Source organism: Streptomyces sp. NPDC020845 (assembly GCF_044334165.1).
GTDB lineage: Bacteria > Actinomycetota > Actinomycetes > Streptomycetales > Streptomycetaceae > Streptomyces.
In genome coordinates this window covers 38209-51927 of record NZ_JBIRSJ010000003.1, presented here as the reverse complement: position 1 = coordinate 51927, position 13719 = coordinate 38209, and the positions used below count along the sequence as shown (strand labels likewise).

Annotated in this window: 13 protein-coding genes; 1 reads left to right on the top strand and 12 read right to left on the bottom strand. The window is 72.1% G+C overall.

Annotated elements, in window-relative coordinates:
- Positions 1-76: 76 nt before the first annotated feature.
- The 10 genes from ACH4U7_RS07505 to infC all read right to left on the bottom strand — a co-directional run bounded on the left by ACH4U7_RS07505 (position 77) and on the right by infC (position 11065).
- Positions 77-607, bottom strand: a complete 531-nt coding sequence (locus ACH4U7_RS07505) for an NUDIX hydrolase (protein WP_014175134.1) — start codon at positions 605-607, stop codon at positions 77-79.
- 58 nt (positions 608-665) lie between these two features.
- A complete protein-coding gene (locus ACH4U7_RS07500; protein ID WP_398527062.1) occupies positions 666-2003 on the bottom strand; it encodes a transcriptional regulator in 1338 nt (445 codons plus the stop codon).
- Positions 2004-2108: 105 nt separating this feature from the next.
- Positions 2109-3311 (bottom strand): PP2C family protein-serine/threonine phosphatase, encoded by a 1203-nt coding sequence (locus ACH4U7_RS07495; protein ID WP_398527061.1) that lies wholly within the window; start codon positions 3309-3311, stop codon positions 2109-2111.
- A gap of 257 nt (positions 3312-3568) precedes the next feature.
- On the bottom strand, positions 3569-6094 hold the full coding sequence (gene pheT / locus ACH4U7_RS07490; RefSeq protein WP_398527060.1) for a phenylalanine--tRNA ligase subunit beta: 2526 nt from the start codon (positions 6092-6094) through the stop codon (positions 3569-3571).
- Positions 6094-7221 carry a phenylalanine--tRNA ligase subunit alpha gene (pheS, locus tag ACH4U7_RS07485; protein WP_398527059.1) on the bottom strand — a complete coding sequence of 376 codons (1128 nt, stop codon included), beginning with the start codon at positions 7219-7221 and terminating at the stop codon, positions 6094-6096. The genes pheT and pheS overlap by 1 nt, the downstream gene beginning before the upstream one ends.
- A gap of 148 nt (positions 7222-7369) precedes the next feature.
- On the bottom strand, positions 7370-8548 hold the full coding sequence (locus tag ACH4U7_RS07480) for a sensor histidine kinase (RefSeq protein WP_398527058.1): 1179 nt from the start codon (positions 8546-8548) through the stop codon (positions 7370-7372).
- Between the two features lie 75 nt (positions 8549-8623).
- Complete coding sequence (locus ACH4U7_RS07475) at positions 8624-9457, bottom strand: TrmH family RNA methyltransferase (RefSeq protein WP_398527057.1); 834 nt, start codon at positions 9455-9457, stop codon at positions 8624-8626.
- Between the two features lie 190 nt (positions 9458-9647).
- Positions 9648-10031, bottom strand: coding sequence for a 50S ribosomal protein L20 (gene rplT / locus ACH4U7_RS07470; RefSeq protein ID WP_014175141.1), 384 nt, complete (start codon positions 10029-10031; stop codon positions 9648-9650).
- Between the two features lie 102 nt (positions 10032-10133).
- Positions 10134-10328 carry a 50S ribosomal protein L35 gene (rpmI, locus tag ACH4U7_RS07465; RefSeq protein ID WP_014175142.1) on the bottom strand — a complete coding sequence of 65 codons (195 nt, stop codon included), beginning with the start codon at positions 10326-10328 and terminating at the stop codon, positions 10134-10136.
- Between the two features lie 116 nt (positions 10329-10444).
- Positions 10445-11065: a translation initiation factor IF-3 gene (infC, locus tag ACH4U7_RS07460; RefSeq protein ID WP_385624675.1), complete on the bottom strand. Its 621-nt coding sequence runs from the start codon at positions 11063-11065 to the stop codon at positions 10445-10447.
- Positions 11066-11475: 410 nt separating this feature from the next.
- Between infC and ACH4U7_RS07455 the strand changes: the two genes are divergently transcribed.
- On the top strand, positions 11476-11847 hold the full coding sequence (locus ACH4U7_RS07455; RefSeq protein ID WP_089510493.1) for a DUF1844 domain-containing protein: 372 nt from the start codon (positions 11476-11478) through the stop codon (positions 11845-11847).
- Between the two features lie 107 nt (positions 11848-11954).
- Here the strand turns inward: ACH4U7_RS07455 and ACH4U7_RS07450 are convergent, their stop codons facing one another.
- Both ACH4U7_RS07450 and ACH4U7_RS07445 read right to left on the bottom strand, forming a co-directional pair.
- On the bottom strand, positions 11955-12761 hold the full coding sequence (locus ACH4U7_RS07450) for an aquaporin (protein ID WP_398527056.1): 807 nt from the start codon (positions 12759-12761) through the stop codon (positions 11955-11957).
- A gap of 146 nt (positions 12762-12907) precedes the next feature.
- Entirely contained in the window at positions 12908-13642 is a 735-nt protein-coding gene (locus ACH4U7_RS07445) for an SseB family protein (RefSeq protein WP_398527055.1), read from the bottom strand.
- Positions 13643-13719 lie beyond the last annotated feature (77 nt).

The following is a 13719-nucleotide window of genomic DNA, read 5'->3' as shown; positions in this document are numbered from 1 at the left end:
CGGTCAGCCGAGGCGGACAGGCGGGCGTGTCAGCCGAGGCGGGTGGGCCAGCCCAGGCGGGTGTCGGGCTGATGTGTCAGCCCAGGCGGATGTGGTGGAGCAGCAGCAGCGCGGCCGCCATGTTCGCGGCGGGCACCTCGCCGCGCGCCACCATGTCCGGGACGGACTTGAGCGGCACCCAGGCGCGCCGGTCGGATTCGAAGTCGTCCTCCGGCGGCCCGACGTAGGCGGCTTCCTCCGCCCAGTAGATGTGGTGCCGGGCGTCGGTGAGCCCGTTGGACGGCTCCACGGAGAGCAGATGGCGCAGCGGGCCGGGGCGCCAGCCGGTCTCCTCCTCCATCTCGCGGGCCGCGGCGACCTCGATGTCCTCGCCGTCCTCGACGACGCCGGCCGCCAGCTCCCAGCCCCAGGCGTCGGTGATGAAGCGGTGCCGCCACAGCAGAAGTACCTCGTTGGCCGCGTTGACGACGGTGGCCACGGCCACGGGGCGCAGTCGGATCAGATAGTGGTCCAGGTGGCGGCCGTCGGGGAGTCTGACGTCGGCGAGGTTCACCGAGAACCACCGGTTCTCGTACACGGTCCGCTCCCTGAGGTTCTTCCATCGCACTGTCAGCCACCTTCCGCCGCACAGTTGGCAAGGCTGTCGACGAGGGCGCGGACCGGACTCAGAGAGGCACGCGCAGCGCCCCGTCGATGAGTTCGGCGGCCTCGGCAGTCGCCGCGCTCCCGCTCTCGGCGAGGTGTTCCCGCACGGCGCGGAGCCGGTCGCGTAACCGCCTGGACTCCATACCGCGGGCCCGCTCGGTCATTTCCACCGCCGTGGCCACCGCCCGGTCCGCGTCGCCCTGTCTCAGCGCGATATGGGTGAGCATGGCGAGCCGGTGCACCCGGCCGCGGTCGTGCGCGGGGGTGCCGACCGCGGTGGCGGCGTTCTCCAGAGCGCCGCCCAGGTCGCCCAGGCTCAGCAGCGCCTCCGCGACCTGGACGTTGACCAGGCCGGGCTGGACGTAGCCGGTCTCGTCGGGCTCCTGGCCGGGGCGGATCCGGTCGGCGGCGGTCTCGGCGCGCCGGATGCAGGCCAGCGCCCCGGCCCCGTCGCCCAGCCGCGCGTACGCCTTGGCCTGCATGGCGTACAGGTCGGAGGCAAGCGCGGGGGTGATATGCGAACCGGACGCGCGCAGCGCGGATTCGGCGAAGGCGACCGCCTGTCGGTACTCCTTCATGAACAGGGACTGGTTGACCAGCAGCGCGATGACATACGCGCCGAGCCCGCGGTCCCCGCTGGCCTTGGCCAGCCGCAGCGCCTGGTGGAAGTAGCGCTGGGCCAGGCCGTGGGCGTCCGAGTCGTAGGCGCAGATACCGGCGATGGCCACCAGGCCGCCGGTCGCCCGGTGCAGCTGGCGGCCGGTGGCGTCGGGGTAGCTGCCGCGCAGCAGCGGCGCGGCCTCGGCGTTGAGGAAGCCCACGACGCGGGCTCTGGTCGCCACGCCGCCGGCCTTGCGGTACATCTGCTCGTAGTGGGCGCGGGCGGCGCGCAGCATGTCGATGTCGGACATGCTGACGCGGGTGAGGCCGCGGCGGGAGACGTCCGAGTCCTCCGGCGGGTTCTCCCACTCCCACACCGGGATGACGGCGGGGGTGCCGGTGACCGCGGGGGCGGCCACGACATGGGGCCGCTGCTGCTCGTCGGAACGCCACAGCGCGGTGGCGCGCTCGACGAAGCCGGACAGCGGAGTGGCGGGGGCGCGCGGGGAGCCGGGGGTGCCGAGGCCGATGTCGTCGAGGGTGAGCGCGCGGTGCAGCCGCTCGCCGAGCACTTCGCAGATGAGGTCGGGCACTTGGCCGCGGGGGCGCTGGCCCTTCAGCCAGCGGGCGACCGCGGTGTGTTCGTACCGCAGCTTCATACCGCGGGCCCGGCCCGCCTCGTTGATGTGTGCGGCGAGTCCGGCATGGGAGATCCCGGCCTCGTCGAGTACGGAGTCGAGCAGTGTGTTGGGCTCCATGGCCCCCTCCTGATGCGCCCCCAGCCGCGTGCCCCGCATGGCCAGCGTAGTGGAGGTCGATTCGCACGGGGTGTGAACCGACCCGGGGTGTGAACTGCCCCGACCTCAGCCGGTCTTCGTCTCGTTGCGCAGCGCCAGCAGGGCGACGTCGTCGGCGAGTCGGCCGCCGGTGTGCCGCAGCACCGCCGACCGCACCCCGTCGACGACCGCCGCGGGGACGATCGGGCCGGTGCCCGCCGCCTTGACCAGGGCGGGTCCGAGCTCGAAGAAGGTCCCGTGCGCGTCGCGGGCGTCCTCGGCCCCGTCGGTGTGCAGGACGAGCGCGTCGCCGGGCTGCAGCGGGGCGCCGCGGGCGGCTGGGAGGTCGTCGGGCAGCGGGAACGGGCCGAGCGGGGGCAGCACTTGGCCCAGGTCCAGCCGGCGCGCCCGCGCCTCGCCGCCCGGCACCCGCGCCCCGCCGGTCGCGTCCTGGGAGAGCAGATACGGCCAGGGGTGGCCGCAGTTGAGGGCGGTGAGCTCGCCGTCGGGTCCCATTTCGAGCAGGAGTACGGTGACGAATTCCTCCGCGACCGGGGTCCTCGGCTCCTCCCCAGCGGGGGGATCGCCCAGGGCGCGCTCGTGCAGATGGCGCTGAAGCGCGCGGTCCAGGCGGCGCATGACGTCGGTGAGTTCAGGCTCGTCGTGGGCGGCCTCGCGGAAGCTGCCCAGCACGGCGGCGACGGTGCCGATGGCGCCGACGCCGTGGCCACGCGCATCCCCGATGATCAGCCGGACCCCGTGCGCGGTGGCCAGCACCTCGTACAGATCGCCGCCGACCGCGGCGCCCCGGCTGGCCGACAGATAGCCGGCCGCCATCTCGATACCGTCCAGGCGGGCCGGCAGCGGCCGCAGCACCGCGTCCTGCGCGGCGGCGGCCACCGCCCGCAGCTGCTCCAGTTCGCGGACCAGCCGCAGCCTGCGGCCGTTGGTGAGATAGCTGGCGACGACCACGGCGAGGATGGCGCCGCAGCTGACCAGGCTCGCATGTGATTCCTCCACATCGCCGTCGGGTTCCAGGGTGCTCGGCGGGCCGAGGGCGAACAGCATGCTCGCGCCGCCGAGCAGCAGGATGCATCGGCGGCGGCCGCTGCTGGCGCAGGCGATGGCGGGTGCGGCGGCGAGGAGCGGGACCACTTCGGTGTCATGCGGGGTCAGCAGCTCCCAGCAGAGGGCGCCGAGCACCCAGAGGCAGGGGATGACCGTGGTGAGGGCCCGCCGGCCCCGTGCACCCCGTACGAACGCACCGCCGACTGCCCATGTCCCGATCATGTGTCGTCCCCCAACGCCGGCCAATGAGGCGGTTGGCCGGGCCCTGGTGGTCGGTGCTGCGCGGGCCGTGCGACCGGGACGATTCTTTCGGCAGCTTCTGCCAAAATGAGCAGCCGGACTCCGATTCTCACCTGATTGGGTGAGATGTTCTTCATCGTGTTGCCGAACGCCACGCCGAAGCAGCGACAAACGGTCCCCTCAACGCCGTGGGGGCGCACCCCGTTTACGGGATGCGCCCCCACCTTCAGGCGAAGCCGTCAGGCGCCGCGCAGCACCGCCCCGGTGCGCTCGACCGCCGCAGCGATCGCCGTGTCACGGGCCGCCGTGGCCTCCTCGGCGGTCAGCGTGCGGTCGGGGGCGCGGAAGCGGAGAGCGTAGGCCAGGGACTTCTTGCCCTCGCCCAGCTGCTCGCCGGTGAAGACGTCGAACAGCCGCAGCGATTCGAGGAGTTCACCCGCGCCGGCCAGCAGCGCCGCCTCGACATCGGCCGCGGCGACCGACGCGTCGACGACGAGCGCGACGTCCTGGGTGGCCACCGGGAAGGTGGACACATGCGGCGCCTGGACCGGACCCGGGGCCGCCCGCTCCAGGCGGTCGAGCTCGATCTCCATGGCGCAGGTGCGCTCGGGCAGGCCGAGGGCCTTGGTGACCCGGGGGTGCAGCTCACCGGCGTTGCCCACAAGGATCTCCTGGCCGTCGACGACGGCCAGCAGCGCGGCACAGCGGCCGGGGTGCCAGGGGTCCTGCTGGTCCTGGCGGACGATCAGCTCAACCCCCGCCGCACGGGCCACGATCCGCCCCGCCTCGACCGCGTCGGCCCAGCTCACCGGGGTGTCCTTGCCCCACCAGCCGGACTGCTCACGGGCGCCCGCGAGGACGACGGCGGCGCGCCGCGGCTGGCTGGGCAGCGCGGTGTTCAGCTCGGCGATCTCCTCGTCCGACGGACGGTGGTCGACGGGCAGGCTGATCGCCGGGGGCTCGTCGCCGGTGGCGCGGAAGACCAGGCCCGTCTCGAACAGCGCGAGGTCGTGCGTCCCGCGGCCGTCGTTGCGCCGCAGCGCGGCGAGCAGCCCCGGCAGCATGGTGGTGCGCAGCGCCGGCTCGGCGTCGGAGAGCGGGTTGACCAGGCGGACCAGGTCGCGCCGCGGATCGTCCGCGGCCAGGCCCAGCTGGTCGAGCACTTCCTCGCCGATGAACGGGTAGTTCAGGGCCTCCACATAGCCGGCGCCGGCCAGCGCCCGGCCGACCCGGCGGTGCAGCCGCTGGCGCTCGGTCAGCCCGCGGCCGGCCGGCGGCTGGGGCAGGGTCGAGGGCAGGTTCTCATAGCCCTCCAGCCGGATGACCTCCTCGGCGAGGTCGTTGGGGTCCCGCAGATCGGGCCGCCAGCTGGGGACGGTCACGGTGAGGGTGTCCGTGCCGTAGACGTCGCAGCCGACCTGCTGGAGCCGGCGCACCACGGTCTCCCGGCCGTAGGCGAGGCCCGCGACCTTGTCCGGGTGGTCGGCGGCCACCGTGATCGTATGGGGCGCGCTGGGCGCGACGATCTCGGTGACGCCCGCCTCGGCGGTGCCGCCCGCCAGCAGCACCAGCAGGTCCACGGTGCGCTGGGCGGCGGCCGAGGCGGCCTCGGGGTCGACGCCGCGCTCGAAGCGCCGCGACGCCTCCGAGGACAGCTTGTGGCGGCGCGCCGTACGGGCGATGGAGACCGCGTCGAAGTGCGCGGCCTCGATGACCACGTCGGTGGTGCCCTGGACGGCGCCGGTCTCGGAATCGGCCTGGGCGTCGGCGATCTCGGTGTTGGCACCGCCCATGACGCCGGCGAGCCCGATCGGGCCGTTGTCGTCGGTGATCACCAGGTCCTCGGCGTCCAGGACGCGCTTGGTGCCGTCGAGGGTGGTGAACTTCTCGCCCGGCTCGGCACGGCGCACACCGATCGTGCCGCTGACGCGCGACCGGTCGTAGGCGTGCAGCGGCTGCCCGAGCTCGAGCATCACGTAGTTGGTGATGTCGACGGCGAGCGAGACCGGCCGCATCCCGGCCTTCTGCAGCCTGCGCTGCAGCCAGATCGGGGAGTGCGCCTCGGGGTCGAGCCCGGTGACCGTACGCGCGGTGAAGCGGTCGCAGCCGATCCGGTCGGCGACCTGGACCGGGTAGCCGTGCGCGTTGGGCGCGGGCACGTCCAGCAACGCCGGGTCGCGCAGCGGCAGCCCGTACGCGGTGGCGACCTCGCGGGCGATACCGCGCAGCGACAGGCAGTAGCCGCGGTCCGGGGTGACGGCGATGTCGAGGACCTCGTCGACGAGCTCGAGCGGCTCGATCGCGTCGGTGCCCACCTCGTACTCCGGGGGCAGCACGATGATGCCCTCGTGGTCGTCGGACATGCCGAGCTCGGCGGCCGAGCAGATCATGCCCTCGGAGACCTTGCCGTACGTCTTGCGCGCCGAGATCGCGAAGCCGCCGGGCAGCACCGCACCGGGGAGGACGACGACGACCTTGTCGCCGACGGCGAAGTTGATCGCGCCACAGATGATGTTCTGCGGCTCGCCCGTGCCGTTCGCCTGTCCGACGTCGACCTGGCAGTAGCGGATGGGCTTCTTGAAGCCCTCCAGCGTCTCGATCGCCAGCACCCGGCCGACCACCAGGGGGCCCTTGAGCCCGGCGCCGAGCTGCTCGACGGTCTCGACCTCGAGCCCGGCCGAGACGAGTTTGGCCTGCACGTCGCGGCCGGTCTCACCGGCCGGCAGGTCGACGTACTCCCGCAGCCAAGAAAGCGGGACCCGCATCAGATCTCCATCCCGAAGGGCCGGGTGAAGCGCACATCACCCTCGACCATGTCTCGCATGTCTTCCACGTTGTGCCGGAACATCAGCATCCGCTCGATGCCGAACCCGAAGGCGAACCCGCTGTACTTCTCCGGGGCGATGCCACAGGCGATCAGCACCCGCGGGTTGACCATGCCGCAGCCGCCGAGCTCGATCCAGCCCTCGCTGGAGCAGGTGCGGCAGGGCCGGTCGGGGTTGCCGACCGAGGCGCCGCGGCACACATAGCACTGCATGTCCATCTCGGCGGACGGCTCGGTGAACGGGAAGAAGTTCGGCCGCAGCCGGGTGGACATGCCCTCCCCGAACAGCGCCCTGACCATGTGGTCCAGGGTGCCCTTGAGGTCGGCCATGGTCAGGCCCTCGTCGATCGCCAGCAGCTCGACCTGGTGGAAGACCGGGGTGTGCGTGGCGTCCAGCTCGTCGGTACGGAACGTCCGGCCGGGGCAGATCACATAGATGGGCGGCTTCCGGTCCAGCATCGACCGGATCTGCACGGGCGAGGTGTGGGTGCGCAGCACCACCCCGGACCCGTCGCTCCCCTGGCCCTTCGCGCCCTGCACGAAGAAGGTGTCCTGCATCTCACGGGCCGGGTGGTCCGGCGGGAAGTTGAGCGCGTCGAAGTTGAACCACTCCGCCTCGACCTCGGGCCCCTCGGCGACCTCGTAGCCCATGGCCACGAAGACGTCCTCGATGCGCTCGGAGAGCGTGGTGATGGGGTGGCGGGCGCCGGCCGGGATCCGGTCGTACGGCAGCGTGACATCCACCGCCTCCTCGACCAGCACCCGGGCGTCCCGCTCCGCTTCCAGCTCCGTCTGCCGGGCCGCCAGCGCCTTGTTCACCGCCCCGCGCGCCTGGCCGACGCGCTTGCCCGCGTCCGCCTTCGCATGCGGCGGCAGCGCGCCGATCTCGCGGTTGGCCAGCGCCAGCGGCGAGCGGTCGCCGGTGTGCGCGACCTTCACCTCGCGCAGTGCCTCGAGATCACCGGCCGCGGCGACGGCGGCCAGCGCCTCGTCCCGCATCCGGGCGACCTCTTCTGGTTTCAATGCCTCGACCTCGACAGGGTCGTACGACTTATTGGGTGCCGACATCTCTTCCCGTGTTTCCGATTGGCTGGCTGCGCGACCCGCCTCGACCACTGGTGCGCCAAAGGTGCCAAAAGCCGAGTCTAAAGGGCGCTGGACCGCGCTGTTCCGGGGGACGCCCCGGGCCCCGGTCGGGTGTGGGCCCGTGGGCTCCTCAGGCCAGGTAGGCCGGGGTACCCACGGGCAGGGTAAATCGGAACTCCGCGCCGCCGCCGTGGGCCCGGCCGACGGTGATCGTCCCGCCGTGTGCCTCGACGATGCCCTTGACGATGTACAGGCCCAGGCCGGTGCCGCCGCGCTTGCTGCCCCGCCAGAAGCGGGTGAAGACGCGGCTCATCGACTCCTCGGGGATCCCGGGGCCCTCATCGCTCACGGTGACGGCGGTCCTTTCGACAGTGGGGCCTTCCGCGGCCGGCTTGACCAGCTCGGGGGCCACCTCAATGGTGACGGTTCCCTCGCCGTGGCGCACCGCGTTTTCCAAGAGGTTCCCCAGCACCTGGTCGACCTTGTCCGGATCGGCCCACAGGCCCGGCAGCGGCTCCCTGACCTTGATGAGAAAGCGCTCGGAGGAGTGACCCGAGGCGGTCAGCGCCTGGACGTGGCGCCGGACCGCGGCCGCGATGTCGACCGGCTGACGGCGCACCTCAAGACGGCCGGAGTCGATCCGCGATATGTCGAGAAGCTCGGCGATCAGGCGGGTGACGCGGTTGGCGTCGGCGTCGACGGTCTCCAGCATCAGTCGCTTCTGGTCGTCGGTGAAGCGCTCCCATTTCGCCAGCAGCGTCGCCGTGAACCCCTTCACCGAGGTCAGCGGGGAGCGCAGCTCATGGGCGACGGTGGCGATCAGCTCGGCGTGGCTGCGCTCGGTGCGGCGGCGCGCCTCGGTGCCGCGCAGCGAGACCACGACCCGGCGCACCGGCCCCATCGGCCGCTCGCGCACATACCGGGCGGAGACCAGCACCTCACGGCCGCCGGGCAGCAGGAGGTTCCGCTCGGGCTGGCCGACGCGGGTGGCCAGGCCCCCGTACGGATCGGTCAGCGCCCACCAGCGGCGCCCCTCCAGGTCCTCTAACGGGAGCGCGCGCTCCAGCTTCCGCCCCAGGGCGTCGGCCTGGCGGGTCGCGGTGATCCGGGCCGCCGCGGCGTTGAAGCAGGTGACGCGGCCGGTCTCATCGGCGATGACCAGGCCGTCGGGCAGGTCGTCCGGGTGCACGTCGAGGCCCGCCGTCGCCTCGTCCGGCTCCCACCGCGCATATCCCTGGTACGGCGCCTCCAGGCGCGCTCCGGGCGCACAGGCATCACTCGTCCTGGCGCCGGAGGTCCTGACGTCCATCCCCGCACCCCCTCCGCTCGCGGCCGGACGCCCCCTTTGACGACAGACCCTGGGCCCCCAGAGGGGGCAACCCTACTAGGTCGATGTGACGGAGCGGCACCCTCCGGGAGCGCGCTGCGCACGAGCGGAGGCATAGAGGCACACAGCGGCGGCCGTGGCGAGGTTGAGGCTCTCGGCCCTGCCGTGGATCGGAACGCGCACCACGTCGTCCGCGAGTGCGCGGGTCGCCTCCGGCAGTCCCCACGCCTCGTTGCCGAAGATCCAGGCGGTGGGCGCGCCGAGGACCCCCTCGTCGAGCTCGGTGTCCAGGTCCCGCTCCCCCGCCCCGTCGGCGGCCACCACCCGCGCCCCGGCCTCCCGCAGCCCGCTCACGGCGCGCTCCACGGGCACACCGACGGCGACGGGCAGATGGAAGAGGGAGCCCACGGAGGCCCGTACGGACTTGGGGTTGTACAGGTCGACGGAGGCGTCGGTGAGCACCACGGCGTCCGCCCCGGCGGCGTCCGCGCAGCGCAGCACGGTGCCGGCGTTACCGGGGTCGCGGACGTGCGCCAGCACCGCGACCAGCCGGGGGCGGGCGCGCAGTATCTCCTCGAACGGCGTGTCCAGGAAGCGGCACAGCCCGACGATGCCCTGCGGAGTGACGGTGTCCGACATCTCGGCGACGACCTCGTCGGTCGCGGTGAGCACGGGGGCGCCCGCGGCGCGGGCGGCGGCGACGATGTCCGCGTGGCGCGCGGCGGCCTCCGGGGTCACGTACACCTCCACGAGGTACGCCATCGCCTCCCGGACGGCCTGCGGACCCTCGACGAGGAACCGGCGCTCCTTACCGCGGAAGCTGCGCTTGGCGAGCCGTCTCGCCGCGATGACACGCGGCGATCGAAGGGAGGTCAACTCGGGGGTCGCCATAGGGGTGCTCTCGTTTTCTCCGTTGTGGGCAATCGTTCCGCCAGGGGGCACCTCCCAGCGGTAGCTGGGGGAGGAACGGGTGGGCACAACCCGACCACCGGGCCGCACCCAGCACACAGACCTCAGACACGCACAGACCCGCAGGTGAGCATCACCTGCGGGTCCGTAGCCGTACAGCTCAGCGCAGCGCTTACGCGGCCTTCGGCGCGTTCACGTCGCTCGGCAGCGCCTTCTGCGCGGCCTCGACCAGCGCGGCGAAGGCGTTCGCGTCGTTGACCGCCAGGTCGGCCAGGATCTTGCGGTCCACCTCGATGTTGGCGGCCTTCAGACCCTGGATGAAGCGGTTGTACGTGATGCCGTTGGCGCGGGCAGCGGCGTTGATGCGCTGGATCCACAGCTGACGGAAGTCGCCCTTGCGCTTCTTGCGGTCGTTGTAGTTGTAGACCAGGGAGTGGGTGACCTGCTCCTTGGCCTTGCGGTACAGGCGGGAGCGCTGGCCCCGGTAACCGCTGGCCTGCTCGAGGATCGCCCGGCGCTTCTTGTGGGCGTTGACTGCCCGCTTGACGCGTGCCACTTGTTAACTCCTTGTACGGGGCCGCGGCTGACTCACGCGGCCCGGAAACGAATAGGTCCCGGTCGGCTCGGTGCGCGCGCCCCGCCGTAGCGGGGCGGGGCGTCACTTGCCGAGAAGCTTCTTGATCTTCTTGGCGTCGGCCGGGGCCATCTCGGTCTTGCCGGCCAGGCGGCGCGTCAACGTGGACGGCTTGTGCTCGAGAAGGTGGCGGCGACCGGCGCGCTGGCGCATCACCTTGCCGGAGCCGGTGAGCTTGAAACGCTTGCTGGCACCACTGTGCGTCTTGTTCTTCGGCATGTCGCCGTTCTCTCCTCGTCGGGACGCCGTCCGGCCGCTGTGGGCACGGTGAAGCGTCGGGATGTTTCGGGTTGTGTCCGGGGCGCGCGGCCCCGGGGTGAGGCTCGCGCCTCGAATCACGCCTCGGCGGGCTCCTCGGCGGGCTCCTCCGCGGGGCTGTGGCCCTGCTGACGCTCCGCCTTGCGGGCGGCCTGCGCCTCGCGGGCTTCGGCCATCGCCTCGGTCTTCTTCTTGTGCGGACCGAGAACCATGATCATGTTTCGGCCGTCCTGCTTCGGGTTGGACTCCACGAAGCCCAGCTCCTGGACGTCCTCGGCCAGCCGCTGCAACAGCCGGTAGCCGAGTTCCGGCCGGGACTGCTCGCGGCCACGGAACATGATCGTGATCTTGACCTTGTCGCCCTGCTTGAGGAACCGGACGACGTGACCCTTCTTGGTGTCATAGTCGTGCGGGTCGATCTTCGGCCGGAGCTTCATCTCCTTGATGACCGTGTGCGCCTGGTTCTTGCGCGCCTCACGGGCCTTCATGGCCGACTCGTACTTGAACTTTCCGTAGTCCATGAGCTTGCAGACCGGCGGGCGAGCGTTCGCCGCCACCTCGACGAGGTCGAGGTCGTACTCCTGCGCAAGCTCCAGGGCCTTGGCAAGCGGCACGATGCCGACCTGCTCGCCACTGGGACCGACGAGTCGCACCTCGGGGACGCGAATCCGGTCGTTGATGCGGGGCTCGGCGCTGATGGGGCCTCCTCGGTTGCACCACGCGACCGTCTGGCGGACTGCCGCGTAACGTCTGTTCTTGTCGGACCACCGCGCCGTGACGTCAAAAACGCCCCGGACGGTACGCAGGCGGGGCTCCTCATAGACCGGGAGCACCGCCGCGATATCACCGCGGGGCGCAGCCTGACCGATGACCTGCCGACCGGGGGTCGGTTCAGGTGGGAGTTCGGAGCCTCCACTTGCGGGCCGGGCACACCAGTGACCGGCCGGTCGTTTCCCTACGATACCAGGACTGGCCGAGAATGCTCACCACGGAGAATGTTTACCGCCCGCCTTGCTGTTTGCTTCTGCGCCCCGCCCGGCGGAACGGGCCCGCGGCGCGCCGCCTAGGCTGGGTCGCACCATCCACCAGGAAGTGAGCCTCGAGCACCATGAGCGACGCCAACGCCGGTCAGCCCGCACCCGCGCCCGACTTCGATCAGATGACCCGCGACATCGCGGACGTACCGGCGGTCGAGGTGATCACGACGGTCGCGGTGCACCTGATGAGCGCGGCGGCGGTCAACCTGGGGCTGGCCGAGGAAGGCCCGCAGCACAAGGACCTGGACGAGGCACGGAAGCTGATCAACGCGCTGGCCGGGCTGGTCACGGCCAGCGCCACGGAGATCAGCTCCTTCCACGCCGCGCCGCTGCGCGATGGCCTGAAGTCGCTGCAGCTGGCCTTCCGCGAGGCGTCGGTGGTGCCGGACGAGCCGGGGCAGGGGCCGGGCGAGAAGTTCACCGGGCCGGTCTTCGGGAGCTGAGCGGGGCCGAGCGGGCCGCGCGCTTCCCCGCCGCCTGGCGGGCCGCGCGCTTCCCCGCCGCCTGGCGGGCCGCGCGCTTCCCCGCCGCCTGGCGGGCGGCGGGCGGCTTACGCGGCCTCCGGCCCCTTGGCCTCCGGTTCGCCCGTCGCGGGGCCCCTGCCGCCGAGCCGTCTGCCCCAGAGCGTATGCGGCCGAGGGCCGGTCACCTGCTCCTCCTCGACGACCGGCTGCCCGGGGTGGGTGAGCATATGCAGACCCGCCGCGAGCACCCCGCCGATCATCGGCGCGATCAGGAACAGCCACAGCTGCGAGAGCGCCCCGCCGCCCGCGAACAGCGCCGGGCCCAGGCTGCGCGCCGGGTTCACGGAGGTCCACGTCAGCGGGATGCCGACCAGGTTGACCGCCGTGAGGGCCAGGCCCACCGGCAGCGGCTCCGTGCCGACCAAAGCGACCTTGCTGGTCACCGTGAGGAAGATGAAGACCAGCAGGAACGTCAGCAGCACCTCGGCGAGGAAGGCTCCGCCGCCGCCGATACCCACGGGCGACCGGCCCCCGTAGCCATTGCTGCCGAACGCGTCGCTGGTCACCAGCCTCGGCACCTGCTTGGCCAGCAGGAAGAGCACCGCCGCGCCCACGATCCCGCCGACCAGCTGCGCCACCCAGTACTCGACGGCCGTACGGATGTCGATGCGCTTGGCCAGCAGCACGCCCAGGGTGACCGCCGGGTTGACATGGCAGCCGGAGATACGGCCGAAGGCGTAAGCGATCGCGATCAAGGTGAAGCCGAAGGCGAACGAGATGCCGACGGCGTTGATGTAGTCGCCCGCGAGGACCAGGGAACCGACACCGAAGAAGACCAGCAGCGCGGTTCCGACGAATTCGGCCACGACCGTTCTCGTGTCTGTCGTTCGCATCTCCGCTGTATCCGCCGTACTCGTAACCATTGGCGCGCTCCTCGATCGGATCGCCGGTTGTCGTCCTTGCATTGTGGGACGAAAGAGGAGATTTCGCCTGTCGGAGATCGCGGAGGTACCGAGCGTCCACAGGGCCGTGGCAGGGCTCAGCGGCTGAACAAGGGCTCCCCCGGCACCGGCGTCCCCGGCGGCAGCAGCGCCAGGTCAAGACCGCGCACCAGCCGGGCCCGCAGCGTCTCGTCCGCGGCCAGGGCCTCCGCGACCCGCCGCACCGTCTCCGGCGCGGGAGCGCCCGGGTCCAGGGTGAGCGCGAGGATGCCGTCCGAGTCCGCGGCGGGCGTCAGATGGGCGCGGAGCACACCGGGCTCGGCGGCCAGCACCGTACGCAGCGCCTCCGCGACCGCCGGGTCGGCGAGCGGATCGGCGCTGGTCCGGCCCTCGGCGAGGGCGAGCAGGGCGGGCCCGGTCAGCTGGTACGGCACCGGCCCGGCCAGATCGAGCACCACGGTGTCCGCCTTCTCGTGCGCGGCGGCCTCCAGCGCCTGGCCCAGCGGTACGGCCACCGGCCGGGCGTCGGCGCGCCAGCGGGCCAGCGTCCCCAGGGAGGTGAAGGCGGGCAGGGCTCGCCGGCCGTCGGGCGCCTGAAGCGTGGGCACCGCCATATCGCTGGTCTTCTCCCGGCGCAGCCCGTCGGGGCCTTCCTCGGCCTCCCCGAGAAGGGCGACCACCGGCACCAGCAGCCGCGCCCCGGTGAGCGCGCCGAGCACTTCGGGTTCGGCGGAGGGGTCGTCGGCCCAGGCGGCGAGCGCCGCGGTCAGGCGAGGGTCGGCGGAGCCGTCGTCGCCGGAGAAGCCGGGGTCGGGGATGTTCTTGAGCGCCACCCGATGAGGGTATCGGGGGGCGCCGAAATGATTTCTCACGGGCTCTTAACCTGCCTCTTAACTGGGAAGCAGACCCT